Source organism: Brucella sp. MAB-22 (assembly GCF_025908475.1).
GTDB classification, from domain to species: Bacteria; Pseudomonadota; Alphaproteobacteria; order Rhizobiales; family Rhizobiaceae; genus Brucella; species Brucella anthropi.
In genome coordinates, this window is the sequence record NZ_CP109781.1 from 450,001 (window position 1) to 468,870 (window position 18,870).

Below are 18,870 nucleotides of genomic sequence, written 5' to 3' on the forward strand. Positions count from 1 at the left end.
ATCGGCGTTTTGCAGCAGGTGATGCTCAGCGCCTTCGATATCCATGACAAGAACATTGATACCGTGCCGAGTGATGAACTCGTCAATATTGGTCGAGGACAATTCTATAGCGTGTTCGTATGGCCCTTGATTCTCATCCATAGATGACATCCAGAGGTCACGCCGCACATAGAAGCGGAAAGAGCAGGGCTCACCTGCAGTAAGAATCCCTTGGGAAAGCACAACATTGTTGATGCCGTTGGCATCGATTACACGCTGAGCAAGCGCTGCAGTAGACGGGTTCGCCTCGAAAGCCCAAACAGACACCCCGGCAATCTTGGCAATAATTGATGTGATAATTCCGATGCCTGAGCCGAGCTCCAGCACGCGATCTCCCGGCTTCACTGCCTTGAAAATCGAACGCGCTTCTTTGGCTTCATAGCTGCCGCTTATCAAAGCCTGCCAGATAACCGGCGAAACTTCGTCAGATGCGATCGGCACGTTAATCCCATGTACTTTCAGCAATTCCTACGCCCCAGTTCCCCAGCATTGGAGCATTGCGTCCGAACGAACGACCAAATGCGCCCCAACTTATTGAATGCATCACACGTAACTTTACGATGTGATTAGCATATGAACATAAACTGATTTTCGTATCTGATGCCAGTTGTCACACCGCTATAACGTCAGCGATTTGATGCATGACCGACCGCCTTGACGTCCTGCCCACTCCGACCATGAAGATGTTTGAGTTTTGAAGCTGGCATCGGCCTACCTATGAGGTAACCTTGAACTTGATCGCATCCCAACCGCTTCAGGCACTCGAATTGCTCCTCGGTTTCAATGCCTTCTGCAATTGTTACCATTCTGAGGCTGCGCCCGACCCCAGTTACGAGTTCGACAATCGCCAGTGCGTCCGGTCGCGTTGTCACATCGCGTACGAAAGATCGATCAATCTTGATCTTGTCGAAGGGGAACCCGCTGAGACTGCCAAGCGAGGAATAGCCTGTTCCGAAATCGTCCATCGCTATCTGGATACCCAATGCTTTTAACTGGCGTAGAGTGCTCAAGGTCTGCTCATTTTTGTCCAGCAGAACTGATTCTGTGATCTCGAGCTCCAACCGATTCGCTTCGAGGCCGCTTTGCTCCAGGGCATCGATAACGCTTTGAATGAGGTTCAGGCTGCGAAACTGAACGGGGGAGAGGTTGACTGCGATCTTGAGCGGTTTGCTCCAATGAGCAGCTTCAAGACAGGCCGTCTTGAGTACCCAATCCCCGAGTGCGTGAATAAAGCCAATCTTCTCTGCCACAGGAATAAATTCAACCGGTGAAACTGCCCCCCGGATAGGGTGGGTCCAACGGAGCAAAGCCTCATAACCGCAAATCTCACGCGTTATGGTGCAGGCCTGCGGCTGATAGTAAACTTCCATTTCACCATTCTCCAGTGCCTTCTGAAGATCGGCCTCAAATGACTTCTTCTCCCGCAAACGCGTCTGCATCTGCGATTTGAATACGCTCGCATGACCAGGCCCGAGAGCCTTTGCCTCATAAAGCGCCAAATCGGCATGTTTGAAAAGTTCCTCCGTGTCGGGTTCACCCTCGGAGATTGCGACACCGACACAGGTTCCGATTTTGATTTCCAGCTCGCCGACATGATAAGGCTGGCTGATCACGTCCATCAGGCGATCCGCAAGTTCCAGTGCTTCCTCTTCCCGTAATCCCGTGGAAAGCACGGCAAACTCGTCCCCACCCAGGCGACACACCATGTCACCTCGTTCGCCGAGCTTGGTAAGACGTCGTGCAACTGCCTGCAACAGTGCGTCGCCAACATCATGCCCAAGCGTATCGTTTACGTCCTTGAACCCATCGAGATCCAGAAGAAGAATAATGGCCGACTGGCTTCCCGTCTGTGCGGCCTCAAGCCTTTTCTCCAAATCCTGCCGGAACAGGACACGATTGGGCAATCCGGTCAGCGCATCGTGATGTGCATCGTGCTCCAGCCGAAAATTCTGCGACTGCAGTTCACCTGTCGCTTGCCGAAGATCGCTTGTCAGGCGTTGCATGCTGCCGTGCGCCCGATCAAGAAGCTTGTTGTGACGCAGCAGAAGAATAACGAGCACGACGCCGCAGAGAATGAGGCCCGCCGCCAATCCGGTGTAGATGAGATGCAACTGGCGAACTTCTGCCTGGGCAGCATCGATAAGTCCGACATCATACTCAACTGCAGATGACGCAAGCGCTGTCATCGGACCATCAAGCGCACTCATTAATTGCAGATGGATTTTGACCTCGTCTGCATCAAGTTTATCCAGCTGGACGTCAAGTGCCTGAAGAACGTCGCTTAACTTCAAAAAGAGATCGCGTCGCCGCTGATCGTTTTGAATGAAGGAGCGCAGATTGCCTTGCTGCAACAGTTCCAGTCGCCCGAGCATAATATCGAGGCGAAGCCGCACTTCGTCGCGCGTTTCTTCGTTCATATCCAGGACGTATCCAGCCAGAACATGCTCAAGCCGCATATATTCCGATACTGTCTGACCAACAGCCCAGGAATCATTATAACGGGAGAATTTCTGAAGCGCTGTCTGTCGTTCGGCAATGACATAGGCGATATAGGCCGTTGCCACCACGAAACAACAGATAATGACGCCTAGAATTCGTCTCACACTTTGCCTCTATTCAACTATCAGCTTGGCAACCTGCCACGCGGAACGTGTGTAATAGGTCTGGCTTTGGAGCTGTGGGTCGCTGTCATACGGGTAAATAATAAACAATGGTCCTTTATCGCGAACCGGCATGTAATTGCCATCTCGTTTCATGGCAAGAATAACATTGAACTTCTTGAAGTCTTCCATCGGTAACGAGCTAACATAATCGTTCAACGCTACCGCAGTCACTTTCGTTCCCTTGGCACCGACAAGCGTCATAAGCTTGTCCATCGACACGCCGTCAAAACGCACACGACCATCATACCATGGATTTGCCGTTTCTACGGTCACCAAACCCAGGGCCTCCAGCATATCCCGATCAAATTGCGCTGTATCGTCAACATTTGTATTCGAAATATTGCCGGATATGACCAGGATCGGCTTACCCGTCGGTTTGGCCAGCGGTTCAGCAGCGGCCCCGGATAGCCAGACGAAAGGCAAGAGCAGACAGGCAAGGACTCGAATTAGTTTCATTGCATTTCTCCATGATAAATTAGAACAATAAAGAGAATTGCCTAAATCAACGTGAAGATCGCATGAGTCTTGTATTTTTTCATGTTCTTATGCAATAAAAATGGAATATCGGCGTCAAGCTTGCCGCAACGTAACTTCAAACGACCGCAGTTAGTGAATTACCCTAATGTTAGATCGTTTTTATTGGATAGTAACGCTTTTAATATGCCGTATCAGCTGAGCACTAGGTCAATCAGGCTCAATTCGTGCTGTCAAAAACAAAAAGGACAACGTGATTGACGCTGCCCTTTGGAGAAATTGGATAGTTATTGTCTCTTCAACCGACTAGTTCTCCGCCGGTCATTGGCTCAGGAACCCCGGTTGTGCTCGGAAAACTGATAGGCAAACCGCGCAAGACTCGCACTGCGAGGAAAGCAAAACATTCAGCTTCTACAGCATCGCCTCGCCAGCCGAGCGCTTCGACAGGCACGAGTTCCACCTCGGCGCGCTCGACCAGCATATGCATCATGGTTGGATTGCGACGGCCACCGCCACTGACTGCAAGCCGCTTCGGCCGACGCGGCAAAATATCCAGAGCCTTCCCCACCGCCGAGGTCGTGAACGCGGTCAATGTCGCCGCGCCATTTTCCTCGTTCAGGCCGTCGGCCATCATCTCGGTAAAGTCGAAGCGATCCAACGACTTGGGATACGGAGCAATCAAATAGGGGTGCTTGAGCAGTTCGGCGAGCCGGTCTTCGTCTACCTTACCTTTTGCTGCCAGTGCCCCATCGCGGTCCATTTCGCCCAATCCCCGCTTTTTCATAAAGTCATTGATAGGCGCATTGGCTGGACCGGTATCGAATGCCACAAGCGCATCATCACCATCCCACCAGGTGATGTTACCGACACCACCGAGATTGAGAATCGCAGTATTACCACTCGCATCGGCACTGCGCAGCAAGGCAGCATGATAGACGGCCGCAAGCGGAGCACCCTGCCCGCCAGCCCGAATATCTGCCGTCCGGAAATCATAAGCCACTTTAGTAGCGAGCAGTTGGCTCATAAGCCTTCCATCGCCAAGCTGCCTTGTATCACCAAGCCTGCCTGCCTGCGGTGCGCGATGTAAAACCGTCTGCCCGTGGAAACCGACAACGCCGATATCCGCCATCGACAGCCCGCTTTCCTCGACCAGTTCGCGCACTGCCGCAGACTGCGCGCGTGTCAGCGCTTCCTCTGCCTCAGCAAAAATCGCAGGTTCCGCACCTTCAAAATTCCAGACGCGAGCCTCGGCCTGCGCCTGTTCGAGAAGATCACGAATCCAACGCGGATAAGGTTTCAACGCGTAAGCGCCGAATTCTGCAATGGTTTCGCCATCAGTTTTCAACAGAGCAACATCGATGTTTCCATCAAGAACGGTACCGGTCATCAGGCCAACGGCCCATATTGGCTGCATAGACGTCTCCTATCCCAATGAAATTGCGTCGCCGACACCCTGACGCAGCGCCAGAATACCGCTGTCAAAGTGACGTGTCGGATGAATACGATTGGTGAGCAAGGTCCATGCCCTGCCCGCTTCAAAATCAATCCACAAGCCGGTTCCCGTGAAACCGGTATGCCCGATTGTATCCTTCGAATTGAAATTGCCCCCCGACCAACCGTCATAAGGCCGTTCCCAGCCATGCGTACGGGTGGCGGATAGTGGTTGGCGCATGTGTTCGATAACGTTTTGCGATGCACCCGTGCCGTCAAGCAAGCCAAGCGCAAAATCAAGTATGGACGCAGCCGTACCGAACAGACCCGCATGCGCCGCACCCTGCAACGCTGAACAATTGTCGTCGTGCACCTCACCGCAGAGTACACGATTGCGCCAGGTGCAATCTTCGGTAGCGGCACTAATCTCCGGCTCCGCGGAAAAGGCAAAGCCTTCGCCGGGGTCCATCTCGCGAATGGTCTTGCCGTATAATCTTTCCATCGCAAAACCGAGCAGAATGAAATTGATGTCTGAATAAACCGGCGCGGATTCTCTCCATTCGCGTTGCAATACGAACGCGCGCAACAATTCCGGATCCCGTCCATATGTGTAGATCGGTTCGACCGACGGAAATGGCGTCTGGTGGCCGAGACATTCACGAAAGGTGACTTTGCGCTCCCAGGCATCATTATCATATTGCCGAAGATCCGGAAGCAACGTGATCAATGGTGCATCGAGGTCAATGACCCCTTCCTCAGCCAGCGTAAGGATGCGAGGTGTCGTGAAAATCACTTTGGTCAGCGAGGCGAGATCGAACCACGTATCGGTTGTCATCGCGCGCCGGGCCGGAATGATCTGCGCATAGCCAGTCGCCCGGACAGCCCGGTTCCCGGAGAGATCGACCATTCCGAGCACCCCTCCCGGAATACGGCCTGAGTCGCACGCACCTGTCAGAAGGCTGAAAGCTTTCTCAAAGCGAGCCGTAAAAGCAGTATCGACGGAGTGGCGGACATTCGGTTCTGCCATGATAGTTATGCCTCGGCCCGGGCCATGTGATCATGGCCATATGTCTGCCAGTTTGCCGGTGCCGGCTCATATCCCAGCGGGCGTACGAGTGAAGGCACTTGTCGCGTATCGAGGGTAAAATGCTCGTTGCGCCGATCAATACTTGGAACGGCAGAGATCAGCCGCTTCGTATAGGAGTGTTTCGGTGCAGAAAGAATGGAAGCGGCATCGCCAATTTCCACGATCTGCCCAGCATAAACGACGGCGATGCGATGCGCGATACGCTCCACCACCGCCATATCATGCGACACGAACAGATAGGCGAGACCACGTTCCTTCTGGAGATCGATCAACAGCTCCAGCACTTTCGCCTGTACGGATACGTCGAGAGCTGAGACGGCTTCGTCGAGCACCAACACTGAAGGATTCAGCATCAAGGCGCGGGCAATACAAAGCCGCTGCCGCTGCCCGCCGGAGAACTCGTGCGGATAGCGTTCCAGACTGTTTGCAGGCAGCCCCACCCGGTCAAGCAACTGCAGCATCTTCTGTCGTGTTTCCGGCCCGTCGCGCCCGCCAGCAGCTATGACCGGCTCAGCAAGAATGCTATCGATACGCAGACGAGGATTAAGCGATGCATAGGGGTTTTGAAAAACCATCTGCACAGAAGATGAATTTCGAGTATCGGCGGTATCTGCCACACCGACTTCAAGCTTGCCGCGTGACGCTTTGACGAGCCCGAGAATCGCACGCGCAGTCGTCGACTTACCCGAACCACTCTCCCCTACGACCGCCAGTGTTTCGCCCGGAACAAGATCGAAATCGACACTCTCCACGGCATGAACTGCACCAAGTCTGCGGCCAAGAATGCCGCCCTTGACGGGGAACCGGACTGTGAGCCCTTCCACAGCCAGAATTGGGTTCGTTCCGGGTTTGGCTGCGCGTACGTTATCCGTTCGTACCGCCTTGCCGCTTTCAAAATGTGGCACAGCCTTCAGGAGATGCTGCGTGTAAGGATGCTGAGGCTGATCGAGAACGACATTCAGTTCACCTTGCTCCACTGCCTCGCCGTGTTGCATCACCATGACCTTGTCGGCCATACCTGCGACCAGACCAATGTCATGAGTGATAAAGATCATCGCCATGCCGGTTTCGCGCTTCAGCTCTGCCAGAAGTGCCATGATCTGTGCCTGTACCGTAACATCGAGCGCTGTGGTCGGCTCGTCGGCAATCATGAGGCGCGGATTGCAGGCAAGCGCCGTTGCAATCATCACCCGTTGCAGCATACCGCCGGAAAGCTGGTTCGGGCAGTATTTGAGACGCCGTGCAGCATCCGGAATGCGTACGCGATCAAGTGCGTCCTTGGCAGCGGAAGCTGCCTGCTTGCCGGTAAGTCCACGGTGAAGGCGAAACGATTCCTCAATCTGTGTCCCGATAGTGAGCACTGGATTGAGTGACGTCATGGGCTCCTGAAAAATCATGCCGATTTCCGCGCCACGGACTTTCGTCAGCTCAGCTTCATTCGCAGTCGCAAGATCGATGGTGGTACCGTTCGCGCGATTCAGCTCGATCGTTCCATCGATAATGTGCCCGCCGCCAAAATCCACAAGGCGATTGATCGACAAGGCCGTTACAGATTTACCGGAACCGCTTTCCCCGACAATCGCCAGCGTTTCCCCGGCGGCAAGATCGAAACTCACACCGCGCACAATCTCATTAGCTTCAGGATTGCGCCCGAAACCGACACGAAGGTTTGAGACGGACAGAAGCTTGTTCATGCCGCTACCCTCCGCATTCTGGGATCGAGAATGTCGCGCAGAGCATCACCCAGAAGGTTGAAGCCAAGTATACCGATCATGATCGCCAGTCCCGGAAATGCCAGCAGCCATGGCGCGGTTTCCATGAGATTGCGCGCATCTGCCAGCATGAGACCAAGCGACGAAGCCGGCGGCTGCGTGCCGAGACCGAGGAAGCTCAAGCCTGCTTCAGTCAGCAGCGACCAGGCAAGCGCCAAGGTGATCTGGACGGTCAGAGGCGCGATCAGATTAAGCAGCAGATGGCGCGAAAGGATGTAACGGTTGCTACTGTGGAACGTACGCGCTGCATCAACAAATTCACGTGTTTTGATCGACAAGGCCGGACCACGCACAACCCGCGTAAAAATCGGGGTGTAGACGATGGCGATGGCGGCGATACTTGTTCCTGTTCCCGGTCCGACAACGGCAATGATCAGAAGCGCAAGCAAGATTGCCGGAAATGCCAGAAGCACGTCCATGACGCGCATGACAGTTCCATCCCACCAGCGCCCAAACCATGCCGCAGTCAATCCCAGAACGGTGCCCGCGATGGCGGCAATTCCGACCGCAGAAAAGCCAACGATGAAGGATTGCGCGATGCCTGCCATCAGGCGGCTCATGACGTCACGACCGAACAGGTCAGTTCCCATCCAGTGGGCAGCACTTGGAGGACGCAGCCTGTCTATCCGGTACTGCATCAACGGGTCATGCGGCGTAAAACCGAAATACCCCAGAAACGCGACGATCAGATAGATCAATACGATGAGCCCGCCGATACGGCCACTCGGATGAGCAAAAACGGAACGCAATATCCGCATTAGTTTTCCCCCAGACGAATGCGCGGATCGAGCGCAACGTAAAGAAGATCAACAAGCAGATTGACCATCATGAAGTTGAACGCGATGAAGAGAATACTACCCTGTACCAGCGCATAGTCGCGCTGCAATATGGCATCCAGCACCATGCGTCCGAGCCCCGGCAGAGCATAGATCTGCTCGACCAGCACGGCTCCGCCCAGAAGGTAACCAAATTCTACACCACTCAGCGTCACCACAGGGATGAGTGCGTTCGGCAATGCGTGTCGCCAGATGACAGAGCGGGCCGAGGCACCCTTGCTGCGGGCAGTGCGAACATAATCGTCACTTAGAACATCCAACATAGCCGAACGCGATATGCGTGTGACCGATGCCGCAAATGCACAGCCGAGCGTTATGGCGGGCAAAATCATCTGTAGAAAATTCTGCCACGGATTTACCCATAGTGGCGTGAATTCGCCCATAGTCGGCAACACACCGAACCCTGCCGAAAGAATATAAATGAAGAGGAGACCAAGAACGAAGCTCGGCGTCGACTGCCCGATCATTGCAAAAATGCGGACCACCAGATCGGACATTTTTTCGTTGCGCGTTGCTGCATAAACCCCGGCCGGGAGGCCGATAAGCAAGGCAATAATCATCGACATCAATGCCAGCTGCAGTGTCAGCGGGAAGCGTTCCAGAATAACTGTCAGAACTGGCTTCCCGAATGTGACCGAGACACCCAGATTACCTTGCACTACGTCACCGAGCCAACGCCAGTACTGCGTGGTCCAGCTTTGGTCGATACCAAAATATTGCGCCAGAGACTGCCGCTGTTCCGGCGTCAGCAGCCCTGCTTCCGTTCCAAGCATAGCCGTAATGGAATCACCTGGAACCATACGGATCGCGACGAAGACAAGGATCGACACCCCCAGCATAACCAGGGGAAATGTCAGCAGCCGACGTGTCAGATAATTCATGTCAGATTACTCACGGCCTGCCGTCAAGGAAGGCACTGGAAAGCCACGCCTCCATATTGAAGACGTGGCGGATTTCATGACGTCACTGCCCGATCTGCAGCTTGGTTACGCCGAACAGCGAACCGGTAGCGCGAGGCTCAAAACCGGTAACGTTCTTCTGGTAGGCGACATAGTTGTTGGCCGTATAAAGCCATATCCACGGAGAAACTTCCGTTATGTGCTTTTCGAAGTCAGAGAAGATAAGCTTGCGTTTTTCAGGATCAGTCTCGGCTCTTCCCTTTTGCATCAGATCGTCAAGCGTATCGTCAATATACTGTGCGACTTTCTGCAGGTTACCCGCCTTTGTCCAGTAACGGCCATACATCGTGTAGGGATCAGCCGAACCACCGTTAAGCGCCACCGCCATATCGAAGTCGCCCTTCAACCACGTATCGACATAGACGTTGAGTTCCATCATGCGGATATCGAGCTTGATGCCGATTTCGGCGAGTTGCGACTGGAGAACCTGGGCTTCGGCTGCAGCGGTTGCAGGCTCTCCATTTGCAGCAATGATAGTTGCCGAAAAACCATCCGCATAACCGGCATCCGCCATCAGCTTCTTCGCTTTTTCGACATCGCGCTTGTAGCAGAAGAGCGTGTTTGGATCGCTCGCATAGGCGGGCATTGTCAGCGGGCCCGTTACCTTGCCTTCACCGAGCAAGGCTGTATCGAGCACATCTTGACGATCAACGGCACAGGAGATTGCCTGACGCACGGCCAGTTCCGTCATCGGCTTGCGCGACGGGTTCAACTGCAAGACATGATAAGCAAGAGCCGGAGTGCGCACCAGTTCCAGAGCGCTTTCGTTCGGCACCATCGTTGCAACCAGAGGGTCGTTGAGGAGCGCAAAGTCGATCTGCTTGGCGCGAAGCGCCGCAAGGATTGCTGTTTCGTCCGGCAGAACACTGATATCGATCCCGTCGATCGCTACTTTACCGCCCGCCCAGTCGGGATTGGCTTTCAGCACTTCCTTGGAATTCGGTTCCCAGCGCTCAAGGATGAATGGACCCGACCCAATAGTTTTCGTACCTATAGTTCCCGCCTTGATCTCGCTTTCTGGAACGACCGCCGCATTGATGCTGGCGATTGCAGCCAATAGCGGAACGTCAGGCTGGGAGAGTTTGAAGACGACCGTTTCAGCATCCGGCGTTTCAATAGCAGAAATGGAACCGAAATTCGCACGCGCGACGGCGCCTGTCTTTTCATCCAGAATGCGCTCGAAGGAGGCCTTCACATCGGCTGGCGTTACCGGCTGACCGTTCTGAAATTTCGCATTCTTGTCGAGCTTGAATGTGAGAACCTTTCCGCCTTCGGAAAATTCCCAACTTTTGGCAATGGCAGGCGCGATCTGAAGGTCGGAACCAAGACGGACGAGCGGCTCATAGATGAGCTCGAGCAGACGAATCGATGAAAATGCTGGCTGCTTATGCGGATCGAGACCAGTGGCATCCTGCGACCAGGCCATTCGGAGCGTCGCGGCAAAAGCCGTCGAAACACCTAATCCACCAAAGCTTCCAATGCTCAACGCTATTGCGGCCGCGCCTGCAATAAGGCTTTTCTTGAAACTCGCTCCCATTTTCTTCCCTCGCAAATGACTGCAATGCTAATGTCCGACTGCTTCCCCGCTTCGGCTCACGCTTTATTGGCATTTATTGCCTGTCTAAGAAATCCCCCAGCATTCTTTAATGCCTTTCTTGCCTCATCCACTGGCATTCCGGTGATCGTGATGAGGATTGCAAGCTTGACCTCATTATCCGTCAAAGCGAGAACGCGTTTTGCCTCCCCCGCCCCGCAACCGGTTGCCTGCATGACAATTCGCGATGCCCGCGCGACAAGCTTATTGTTGGTGGCACTGACGTCCACCATGAGATTCTCGTATGTCTTCCCTATTCGGATCATGCTCGCCGTCGTCAGCATATTAAGAACGAGCTTCTGCGCCGTACCGGACTTGAGCCGCGTCGAGCCCGTCAGTATTTCAGGCCCAACAACTGGCGATATCGCGATTTCAGCCATGGTCGCAATGGTCGAATCGGGATTGCAGGAGAGCGCCACGGTCGTAGCGCCGATCGATTCTGCGTAGGCGAGACCGCCTATTACATAGGGCGTTCGCCCGCTAACGGCGATTCCCACGACAACATCGTGCGAAGTCAGACCTATGTTGCGCAGATCAGATTCCCCGAGCGACGGATCATCTTCTGCCCCTTCGATTGCATGTTGCAATGCATCCACGCCGCCTGCAATCAGCCCGATCACCATGCCTTCCGGTACGCTGAAAGTCGGCGGACATTCCGATGCATCGAGAACGCCAAGACGTCCGCTTGTTCCTGCGCCCAAATAAATCAGCCGACCGCCAACCCGAAATGCGTCGACGACCTTATCGACGGCCTGGGCGACCTGAGGCAGCACTTGCTCAACAGCGGCGGGAACCAGATGATCCTCGTCGTTGATGCGGCGTACGATAGCAAGGCTCGACAAGAGATCGATATCCATCGTGCGTGGGTTTCGCTCTTCAGAAACCAGCCTATCCAGTTCAGATAACAACGCCTGTTCCGTCATGCCTCTGCCTGCTTATCGAGCAGCGTTCAAAACGCGCCGCCTTATGGTTAACAAATGTTAGGATTATAAATTCCATCAGTCAATCAAAATAAGGAATAAATTATTCCTTATTTGCAGAAGCCATGTTTCGCGCAAGAATGATCGCACCGGAAACCGCATCACCGTCGGCAGGTTTCAACCGTCTGCGGACGTCTGGCGCCAACCACGGTTCAAGTGGGGTAGCAAGCCCGCCAAGCAAGGTCACGCGCGGCGCCCCCTTTTCGAAAAGCGCGCGCACGATAGTATCTATGTGGCCCGCAGCCGCCTGAACGATACGGCGTGCCGCTGCATCTCCCTGGTCCGCATGACGCATGACCATAGGCGCCAGAGACGCATATTCTGTAGCGGTTGCGCGGTCCATCCACGCCACAGCGTCCATCGGGGCCTGATTAAAGCGCTCCATAACCTCATAGAGAAGCGGCGTACGCTCGATCCGATCATCATAAGCCTGAAGGGCCTGTTGAATCGCTGACAGCCCCAGAAAAGCACCGCTGCCCTCGTCGGAAATTGGAAAGCCGTAGCCTCCGACGCGAATGTCGATACCATTCACGAAGCCGAGACCAATTGAGCCGGTCCCGGCAATAACGATAGCCCCATCACTACCCGAATGTGCACCGAGACACGCGCCTTTGCCGTCACTCATGAAATGAATACTCGAAAAGGGATGCTGTATAGCCTGAAGTGCTTCGAGCGCACCTTGCCTGCCTATGCCCGCCAGCCCAACGCCTGCATGTGTTCTGGCCAACTCTTCAGCACCCAGGCCCGCCTCGCTGATTGCTGCGTCAAACGCACGTGCGATGGATTCCCACGCCTTGTCTATCCCGAGCCGTGTAGTTGCCGGGCCAGACAATCCTTGTCCCAGCACATTGCCGGTCTCATTTTCCAGCCGGGCTCGACAGCCCGTACCGCCGCCATCCACACCAAGATAGAACTGATCTTTCCCAACCCTGTCCGACATCATTCTGACAGCCGTTCTATATCTGCACCGCAAAGCTTCAGTTTGCGGTCAAGCTGTTCATATCCACGATCCAGATGATAGATGCGATTAACGACAGTTTCTCCCTCGGCCACGAGTGCTGCAAGAACAAGTGATACGGACGCCCGCAAATCCGTTGCCATAACCTGTGCGCCATGCAGCGGGCGCCCGCCGCGTACCAGCGCAGTTGTCCCATGCAGTTTGATGTCGGCACCAAGCCGCATCAGTTCCGGCACATGCATGAACCGGCTTTCGAACACCGTTTCGCGAATGAGTGATGCTCCTTCGGCACAAGCTGCCAGTGCCATGAATTGGGCCTGCAGATCGGTCGGAAAACCAGGATAGGGCTCTGTCGTCAGATCAGATCCACGCAAGGAACCGCTACGTGAAACAACCAATCCGCGATCACTTGGCCAAACGCTGACGCCCATCGTTTCAAGCATCTGCACAACAGACGCGAGATGTTCAAGACGGGCATGCGTGAGTTCGAGCGTGCCGCCTGTAATGGCGGCGGCAACAGCGTAAGTTCCGGCCTCGATACGATCCGGTATGCCGTGGTGGCGTGCAGTCCGCCAAGATGTATCGCCCTGGATCAGAATGCGATGCGTACCCGCTCCTTCAATCTGCGCACCCATGCCCCCGAGACATTCGGCAAGGTCGCCAATTTCCGGCTCCCGAGCCGCATTCAATATTTCCGTTTCGCCACGAGCGGAAGTTGCCGCCATCATCGCCGTCGCCGTCGCACCAACGGAAGGCGCTGGCAAAACAATCCGGCTTCCGATCAGGCCGTTATCAGTCGAAGCCACGATCCAGCCGCGATCAATGGAAACATCTGCGCCAAGTGTTGCGAGCGCTTTCAAGTGCATATCCACGGGACGCGCACCAATGGCACACCCGCCCGGCAAGGAAACACGAACCTTGCCCAGTCTCGCCAACAAGGGTGCCAGCACCAGAACAGTCGCACGCATTCGCCTTACAGTGTCATAAGGAGTTTCTCCTCCGACAACATCCGTGGCGGTTACTGTCGTCGAGTGCGGCGCGCGGGAGACCTGTGCCCCATGTGACTGCACGACATTGAGCATGTTTTCGACATCACTCACCGCTGGGAGGTTGGTAAGTTCAACAGGGTGAGGGCTTAACAAGGAAGCCGCGATCTGAGGCAGCGCGGCGTTTTTTGCACCGGAGATATTGACCGCTCCCTGCAATGGTCGTCCACCGACAATTCGCAATCGTTCCATGTCTCTCCACCATGTCCTCTCTTGCGGATTGTTAGCTCATTCCATAAATTTTAAAAGATTGGAATTTTATATTCCAAATCAATTTCGGTTGTCTTATGAGGCAAGGCAACCGAATATCGAGCCCTCCGGCGCCGGAATGGGGAATAATCGCGCATGTCGATCCTGCAAAAGATCAACGCCAAACTGAACGAATTGACTGTTGCAGACCGAAAGATCGGCCAGTTCATCGTCGATCATCCAGAACAGGTATTGAAGCTTTCCTCTTCCGCGCTCGCGGTCGCAACCGGTCGGAGTCAATCCAGTGTCGTCAAGTTCAGTCAGAAGTTCGGGTTTGACGGCTATCAGGAACTTAAACTCGCCGTCAGTGAGGCGCGCGCCAAGGAATGGCAGGTTCCGGCAGGCATGGTCCATGGCAGCATTGAGACCGGGGACAGCTATATCACGGTTCTGCAGAAGCTTATCGGCAGCAAACTGCAATCCATGCAGCAGACGATTTCCGCCAACAATGAACAAGGTATCGACGGCGCTTTGCAAGCCCTGATCAGCGCCCGGCGTATCCACCTCGCCGGCGTTGGCGCATCGTCACTCGTCGCACGCGATTTTTCTTACAAGCTGATGAAGCTCGGTCGCAATGTGATGCACGACAGCGATAGTCACATCCAGATGGCCAATGTTTCCACATTGCACGAGGGTGACGTTCTGTTTGCCCTTTCCTATTCCGGAACGAGCATTGAAACCCTTCGCATTGCTGAACAGGCTAAAAAATGGGGAGCGACTGTGATTGCCGTCACAGGCCTCAACGAGAACCCGCTCAATAAGATTGCCGACATTCGTCTGTACACAGTCGCAGACGAAGAACGCGTTCGCTCATCATCGATCACCGCACGCGATGCACAACTGGTTCTGACCGACTTGCTTTTTATCCTGTTGTTCCAACGACAGCAGGATGCCAATGATTATGTACATAAAAGCGAAGCGGCAGTGTCTTCGCTGAAAATATGAGTAGTAAGATCAATCGATAATAGCTGCGGCGGCGAGGCTCGCGAAAGCGGCAACAAACGCCACTGCGACAGCACCGACCTTTGTGAAAAGATTGAACGTGTCGCCAGGCGTTTCACGGTTGGACATGTTGAGATAGACCAGCGCAGCGACGATGATGACAATCGAAAAACCGAAAGCGGAAACCCACTGCCATATCTCGGACATGAAACCTCACAAATGCTGAACTCATTTTGAAACTGCGCGAATTATATCAAAACATTATTACTACAGTGTGATGTCACTTAATGTTTCACATTCAAGCCTGCAATGTACCATAGGACGTTTGGTCCGGTAATCATCAATTTGTGATCGCTTGCCTCTCTCATGCAGTTGCAGGAATGGTCTCGCATCTGTCGCAATAAATGCTGAAAAACGAACTCCACATCGTGTTACGCCGTTCGACCTTGTAGTCCTGCACTTTTGAACACAAGAGCAGAGAGATTACTTTCAGACGGCGCAAGCCGTGATATATCTGGCGACAAGCGAGCCGCTTTCAGACACAGGCTTGCGCACAAACAAAATCACAAAGGTATACATTATGACTTCACCGTCATCTCCTCCGCGGATCGAACAGGAAGAGCGCCTGGAACGACTGGCATTGTTGCAAGGCAAGTTGAGAGAGCGCGGGATTGGCGGCCTTCTGCTCGGGCCAACGGCAAGTTTGCGTTATTATACCGGGCTTGTTTGGCACATCAGCGAACGTTTTCTGGGTGCCCTCGTCACACCGTCGGAAGTCATTTATATCGTTCCCGGCTTTGAACAGAGCCGCGTCGAAAGCCTGCCGCATCTGCCAGGAGAAATCCGTGTTTGGCAGGAGGAAGAAAGTAGCGCAGCGCTGATAGCATCACTCATTCCGGCAAGCGCTACACTTGCCGTGGACGATGCCATGCCGCTGTTCGTCTATAATGCCCTTAAACAGGAAATCTCGCCGGAGCGCTTGCTTGACGGCGGCGAACTGATCCGTGAACAGCGCATCTGCAAGTCAACCAATGAAATCGCTATTATTCAGCACGCGATGGATCTGACGCTTGAAGTTCATCGCCGGGCGCATGCGCTGATTAAGCCCGGCATTGCCGCAAGCGAAGTGGTGCGCTTTATCGATGAACAGAACCGTGCCCTCGGCGCCGCAGGCGGCTCGACATTCTGCATCGTCTCGTTCGGAACGGCGACTTCGTTGCCACATGGCGCAGATGGCGAACAGTTCTATCAGCCCGGTGACGTTATCCTTGTGGATACCGGATGCCGTATCGATGGCTATCACTCCGATCTCACGCGCACTTACATGCTGGAAGAGCCAAGCGCAGAATTTTCGCGCATATGGGCGATTGAACGCGAAGCGCAGCAAGCCGTTTTTGATGCGGCAAAGCTTGGTGCGGCCTGTTCAACCCTTGACGATGCGGCACGCGCTACGCTGGTGAAGCATGGATTGGGACCGGACTATGCGCTACCCGGCCTTCCGCATCGAGCCGGTCACGGCCTTGGTCTGGAAATTCACGAGGCCCCATACATCGTTCGCGGCAATTCGCTCCCGCTCGCTGAAGGCATGTGCTTCTCCAACGAGCCGATGATCGTAGTCTCGGACCAGTTCGGTATTCGTCTGGAAGATCATATCCATATGACGGCGACCGGACCAAAATGGTTCACCCAACCAGCAAAAGGCCCAACCGAACCTTTCACATAATGCCGTAACTACTGCTATCGATTGCCGGGTATTCCCGCCCAGCTTTCCGATTGCTTTTCGCCAATACCGATCAGATCAATGGCTCGCGCCGCGATCTGATCGGCTACTTCATCGACCGATTGGGGTTTGAAGTAAAAGGCCGGAACCGGCGGCATCACAATCGCGCCCATTTCTGTCACCGTGCACATGTTGCGCAGGTGGACCAGATGCAGCGGCGTTTCCCGCGCGATCAGGACCAGCCTGCGCCGCTCCTTCAAATGAACGTCCGCAGCGCGGGTTAACAGACTGTCGCTGTGCCCCGTTGCGATCGCCGCGAGCGTCCGCATGGAGCACGGCGCAACGATCATACCGGCCGTTGCGACTGATCCGCTTGCAATCAGTGCACCTATATCGCTGACGGAATAACTTCTGTGCACCAGCCTGTGCAGAAGCGCATAGCCGTCAGGACCCAGCTCGTGGCGCAATGTTTGCTGCGCTGCGTCCGATACGACCAGGTGGCTCTCGACATCGTTTAAAGTGGAAAGCTGTTCCAGCAGTTTGAGCGGGATGAGAGCGCCCGATGCGCCGGAAATGCCAACAACAACCCGTTTCATCGCATGCTTTCCTTAATCAACCCAAGCTCGCCCCACATTGCATCCACGCGGGCGATTACATCGTCGCTCATCTTCAGCACCGCACCCCATTCCCGGTCAGTTTCCGCACCGATTTTGTTGGTCGCATCAAGTCCAAGCTTCCCGCCCAGACCTGAGCGCGGCGACGCGAAATCGAGATAATCCACTGGTGTGTCGGTAAGCGTGATGACATCGCGACTAGCATCGAAGCGTGTGGCAAGTGCCCACATGACGTCATCCCAGTTACAAACATTTATGTCGGGATCGACGGCGATTATGAGCTTCGTGTAACTGAACTGTGGCAGCATCGACCAAAGCCCCATCATCACCCGCCGCGCCTGACCGGGATAGCGTTTGTCAATCGAAACGACTATTGCCCGATAGGAACACGCCGCCGGAGGCAGCCACAGATCGGCGATTTCCGGGAATTGCTTTCGTACAATTGGCACGAACAGCTCGTTCATCACTTCGCCAAGTCTTGAGGGTTCATCCGGCGGGCGACCGGTATAGGTCGAAAGATAGACTGGGTTTTTCCGCATGGTTATCGCTGTCACCTGCATGACCGGAAATTCCTCGACACTATTGTAATAGCCCGTGTGATCACCATAAGGCCCCTCTGGCGCTGTCACTGATGCGGAAACTCGCCCTTCCAGAATGATTTCAGCGTTAGCGGGCACGGAGAGCGGCACAGTGTACGCATCAACGACGGAAGGCCTTCGTCCAGCAAGCAGGCCCGAAAAGGCAAGTTCGCTCATCCCCTCAGGCAAGGGCATAACGGCTGCAAGGATTGTCGCCGGATCGGCCCCGATAGCAACGGCAACCGGCATATCCTCGCCTCGCTTTTGCCACATGCGGTGATGACGCGCACCGCCGCGATGGGCGAGCCAGCGCATGATCAACTTATCCCGGCCAAGCTTCTGCATCCGGTAAATTCCGACATTTACGTCGGATGGATCGTCTGGTGCCCGTGTGATAACCAGCGGCCAGGTAACAAGCGGCGCAGGCTCTCCCGGCCAACACCACTGGATCGGCAGTAGATCGAGGTTGACTGCTTCGCCTTCCAATATCGTCGCCTGCACCGATGCGCGTCGGACCTGCCGAGGACGCATATTCAATGCTGCCTTTGCCAAAGGCAGCTTGCTCCATATTTCCCCTGCTGAACGGGGCGGCTTTGGTGCACGCAGTTCCGCAAGCATCTCGGCAAGATCGGGAATTTCCTCGACGGCACGACCAAGTCCCAATGCAATACGTCGTGCGGAACCAAAAAGATTGGCCACGAGTGGAATTAAATGTTGATGACCGTCTGCATCGACCGGTTGTTCGAAGAGTAATGCCGGACCATCCACTTCGAGCACACGCTTGTGGATTTCTGTTATTTCCTGGACGAGCGAGACCGGACGTTTGATCCGAATGAGATCGTTGCGCCGTTCAAGCTCCGACAAAAAGCTTTGCAGGCAGTCGTAATGTGACGGAAGAGAGCGAGCCGTTTTCATGCCCCTAGTTTTG

General features: G+C 54.5%; 17 protein-coding genes (1 of these 17 only partly in view). 2 read left to right on the forward strand and 15 right to left on the reverse strand.

The window, feature by feature from the left end:
* From OHI65_RS02090 to murA, 12 genes are all read right to left on the reverse strand, one after another.
* Positions 1-504: the 5' portion of an FkbM family methyltransferase gene (locus tag OHI65_RS02090; RefSeq protein WP_125302121.1), read on the reverse strand. The gene continues 180 nt to the left of window position 1, outside the view; the window shows 504 of its 684 coding nt (coding positions 1-504); it begins with the start codon at positions 502-504; its stop codon lies beyond the left edge, outside the window.
* Between the two features lie 161 nt (positions 505-665).
* Positions 666-2,642 carry a putative bifunctional diguanylate cyclase/phosphodiesterase gene (locus OHI65_RS02095; protein ID WP_125302124.1) on the reverse strand — a complete coding sequence of 659 codons (1,977 nt, stop codon included), beginning with the start codon at positions 2,640-2,642 and terminating at the stop codon, positions 666-668.
* A 9-nt stretch (positions 2,643-2,651) separates the two neighbouring features.
* On the reverse strand, positions 2,652-3,158 hold the full coding sequence (locus OHI65_RS02100) for an oxidoreductase (protein ID WP_012092575.1): 507 nt from the start codon (positions 3,156-3,158) through the stop codon (positions 2,652-2,654).
* A 316-nt stretch (positions 3,159-3,474) separates the two neighbouring features.
* Positions 3,475-4,590: an anhydro-N-acetylmuramic acid kinase gene (locus OHI65_RS02105; RefSeq protein WP_012092574.1), complete on the reverse strand. Its 1,116-nt coding sequence runs from the start codon at positions 4,588-4,590 to the stop codon at positions 3,475-3,477.
* 9 nt (positions 4,591-4,599) lie between these two features.
* Complete coding sequence (locus tag OHI65_RS02110) at positions 4,600-5,634, reverse strand: serine hydrolase domain-containing protein (RefSeq protein ID WP_125302126.1); 1,035 nt, start codon at positions 5,632-5,634, stop codon at positions 4,600-4,602.
* 5 nt (positions 5,635-5,639) lie between these two features.
* Positions 5,640-7,388 carry an ABC transporter ATP-binding protein gene (locus OHI65_RS02115; RefSeq protein WP_012092572.1) on the reverse strand — a complete coding sequence of 583 codons (1,749 nt, stop codon included), beginning with the start codon at positions 7,386-7,388 and terminating at the stop codon, positions 5,640-5,642.
* Positions 7,385-8,224, reverse strand: coding sequence for an ABC transporter permease (locus tag OHI65_RS02120; RefSeq protein ID WP_125302129.1), 840 nt, complete (start codon positions 8,222-8,224; stop codon positions 7,385-7,387). The genes OHI65_RS02115 and OHI65_RS02120 overlap by 4 nt, the downstream gene beginning before the upstream one ends.
* Positions 8,224-9,183 carry an ABC transporter permease gene (locus OHI65_RS02125; protein WP_125302132.1) on the reverse strand — a complete coding sequence of 320 codons (960 nt, stop codon included), beginning with the start codon at positions 9,181-9,183 and terminating at the stop codon, positions 8,224-8,226. Before OHI65_RS02125 ends, OHI65_RS02120 begins: the two co-directional genes overlap by 1 nt.
* 82 nt (positions 9,184-9,265) lie before the next feature.
* The gene (locus OHI65_RS02130; RefSeq protein WP_012092569.1) at positions 9,266-10,798 is read right to left on the reverse strand and encodes an ABC transporter substrate-binding protein; all 1,533 of its coding nucleotides are present in this window, start codon (positions 10,796-10,798) and stop codon (positions 9,266-9,268) included.
* Positions 10,799-10,854: 56 nt separating this feature from the next.
* Positions 10,855-11,778, reverse strand: coding sequence for an N-acetylmuramic acid 6-phosphate etherase (gene murQ, locus OHI65_RS02135; RefSeq protein ID WP_012092568.1), 924 nt, complete (start codon positions 11,776-11,778; stop codon positions 10,855-10,857).
* Positions 11,779-11,878: 100 nt separating this feature from the next.
* A complete protein-coding gene (locus tag OHI65_RS02140; protein WP_125302134.1) occupies positions 11,879-12,778 on the reverse strand; it encodes an N-acetylglucosamine kinase in 900 nt (299 codons plus the stop codon).
* Positions 12,775-14,031, reverse strand: a complete 1,257-nt coding sequence (murA, locus tag OHI65_RS02145) for a UDP-N-acetylglucosamine 1-carboxyvinyltransferase (protein WP_125302137.1) — start codon at positions 14,029-14,031, stop codon at positions 12,775-12,777. Before murA ends, OHI65_RS02140 begins: the two co-directional genes overlap by 4 nt.
* A gap of 153 nt (positions 14,032-14,184) precedes the next feature.
* Between murA and OHI65_RS02150 the strand changes: the two genes are divergently transcribed.
* Positions 14,185-15,033, forward strand: a complete 849-nt coding sequence (locus tag OHI65_RS02150; protein ID WP_012092565.1) for a MurR/RpiR family transcriptional regulator — start codon at positions 14,185-14,187, stop codon at positions 15,031-15,033.
* Between the two features lie 9 nt (positions 15,034-15,042).
* On the opposite strand, the gene OHI65_RS02155 is transcribed toward OHI65_RS02150, so the two are convergent.
* The gene (locus OHI65_RS02155) at positions 15,043-15,237 is read right to left on the reverse strand and encodes a hypothetical protein (protein ID WP_012092564.1); all 195 of its coding nucleotides are present in this window, start codon (positions 15,235-15,237) and stop codon (positions 15,043-15,045) included.
* A gap of 373 nt (positions 15,238-15,610) precedes the next feature.
* Between OHI65_RS02155 and OHI65_RS02160 the strand changes: the two genes are divergently transcribed.
* Positions 15,611-16,753, forward strand: a complete 1,143-nt coding sequence (locus tag OHI65_RS02160) for a M24 family metallopeptidase (protein ID WP_264358723.1) — start codon at positions 15,611-15,613, stop codon at positions 16,751-16,753.
* Positions 16,754-16,767: 14 nt separating this feature from the next.
* Here OHI65_RS02160 and OHI65_RS02165 read toward each other — a convergent pair whose 3' ends face one another.
* Both OHI65_RS02165 and OHI65_RS02170 read right to left on the reverse strand, forming a co-directional pair.
* Complete coding sequence (locus tag OHI65_RS02165; RefSeq protein WP_012092562.1) at positions 16,768-17,346, reverse strand: UbiX family flavin prenyltransferase; 579 nt, start codon at positions 17,344-17,346, stop codon at positions 16,768-16,770.
* Positions 17,343-18,857 carry a UbiD family decarboxylase gene (locus OHI65_RS02170; RefSeq protein ID WP_125302140.1) on the reverse strand — a complete coding sequence of 505 codons (1,515 nt, stop codon included), beginning with the start codon at positions 18,855-18,857 and terminating at the stop codon, positions 17,343-17,345. Before OHI65_RS02170 ends, OHI65_RS02165 begins: the two co-directional genes overlap by 4 nt.
* Positions 18,858-18,870: the final 13 nt, after the last annotated feature.

What these genes read in the sequence shown, in the direction of transcription:
- murQ (WP_012092568.1), bottom strand. Translation starts at nt 11,778, where the DNA reads ATGACGGAACAGGCGTTGTTATCTGAACTGGATAGGCTGGTTTCTGAA.
- OHI65_RS02155 (WP_012092564.1), bottom strand. Translation starts at nt 15,237, where the DNA reads ATGTCCGAGATATGGCAGTGGGTTTCCGCTTTCGGTTTTTCGATTGTC.
- OHI65_RS02165 (WP_012092562.1), bottom strand. Translation starts at nt 17,346, where the DNA reads ATGAAACGGGTTGTTGTTGGCATTTCCGGCGCATCGGGCGCTCTCATC.
- OHI65_RS02105 (WP_012092574.1), bottom strand. Translation starts at nt 4,590, where the DNA reads ATGCAGCCAATATGGGCCGTTGGCCTGATGACCGGTACCGTTCTTGAT.
- murA (WP_125302137.1), bottom strand. Translation starts at nt 14,031, where the DNA reads ATGGAACGATTGCGAATTGTCGGTGGACGACCATTGCAGGGAGCGGTC.
- OHI65_RS02110 (WP_125302126.1), bottom strand. Translation starts at nt 5,634, where the DNA reads ATGGCAGAACCGAATGTCCGCCACTCCGTCGATACTGCTTTTACGGCT.
- OHI65_RS02140 (WP_125302134.1), bottom strand. Translation starts at nt 12,778, where the DNA reads ATGATGTCGGACAGGGTTGGGAAAGATCAGTTCTATCTTGGTGTGGAT.
- OHI65_RS02120 (WP_125302129.1), bottom strand. Translation starts at nt 8,224, where the DNA reads ATGCGGATATTGCGTTCCGTTTTTGCTCATCCGAGTGGCCGTATCGGC.
- OHI65_RS02150 (WP_012092565.1), top strand. Translation starts at nt 14,185, where the DNA reads ATGTCGATCCTGCAAAAGATCAACGCCAAACTGAACGAATTGACTGTT.
- OHI65_RS02130 (WP_012092569.1), bottom strand. Translation starts at nt 10,798, where the DNA reads ATGGGAGCGAGTTTCAAGAAAAGCCTTATTGCAGGCGCGGCCGCAATA.
- OHI65_RS02100 (WP_012092575.1), bottom strand. Translation starts at nt 3,158, where the DNA reads ATGAAACTAATTCGAGTCCTTGCCTGTCTGCTCTTGCCTTTCGTCTGG.
- OHI65_RS02115 (WP_012092572.1), bottom strand. Translation starts at nt 7,388, where the DNA reads ATGAACAAGCTTCTGTCCGTCTCAAACCTTCGTGTCGGTTTCGGGCGC.
- OHI65_RS02160 (WP_264358723.1), top strand. Translation starts at nt 15,611, where the DNA reads ATGACTTCACCGTCATCTCCTCCGCGGATCGAACAGGAAGAGCGCCTG.
- OHI65_RS02125 (WP_125302132.1), bottom strand. Translation starts at nt 9,183, where the DNA reads ATGAATTATCTGACACGTCGGCTGCTGACATTTCCCCTGGTTATGCTG.
- OHI65_RS02170 (WP_125302140.1), bottom strand. Translation starts at nt 18,857, where the DNA reads ATGAAAACGGCTCGCTCTCTTCCGTCACATTACGACTGCCTGCAAAGC.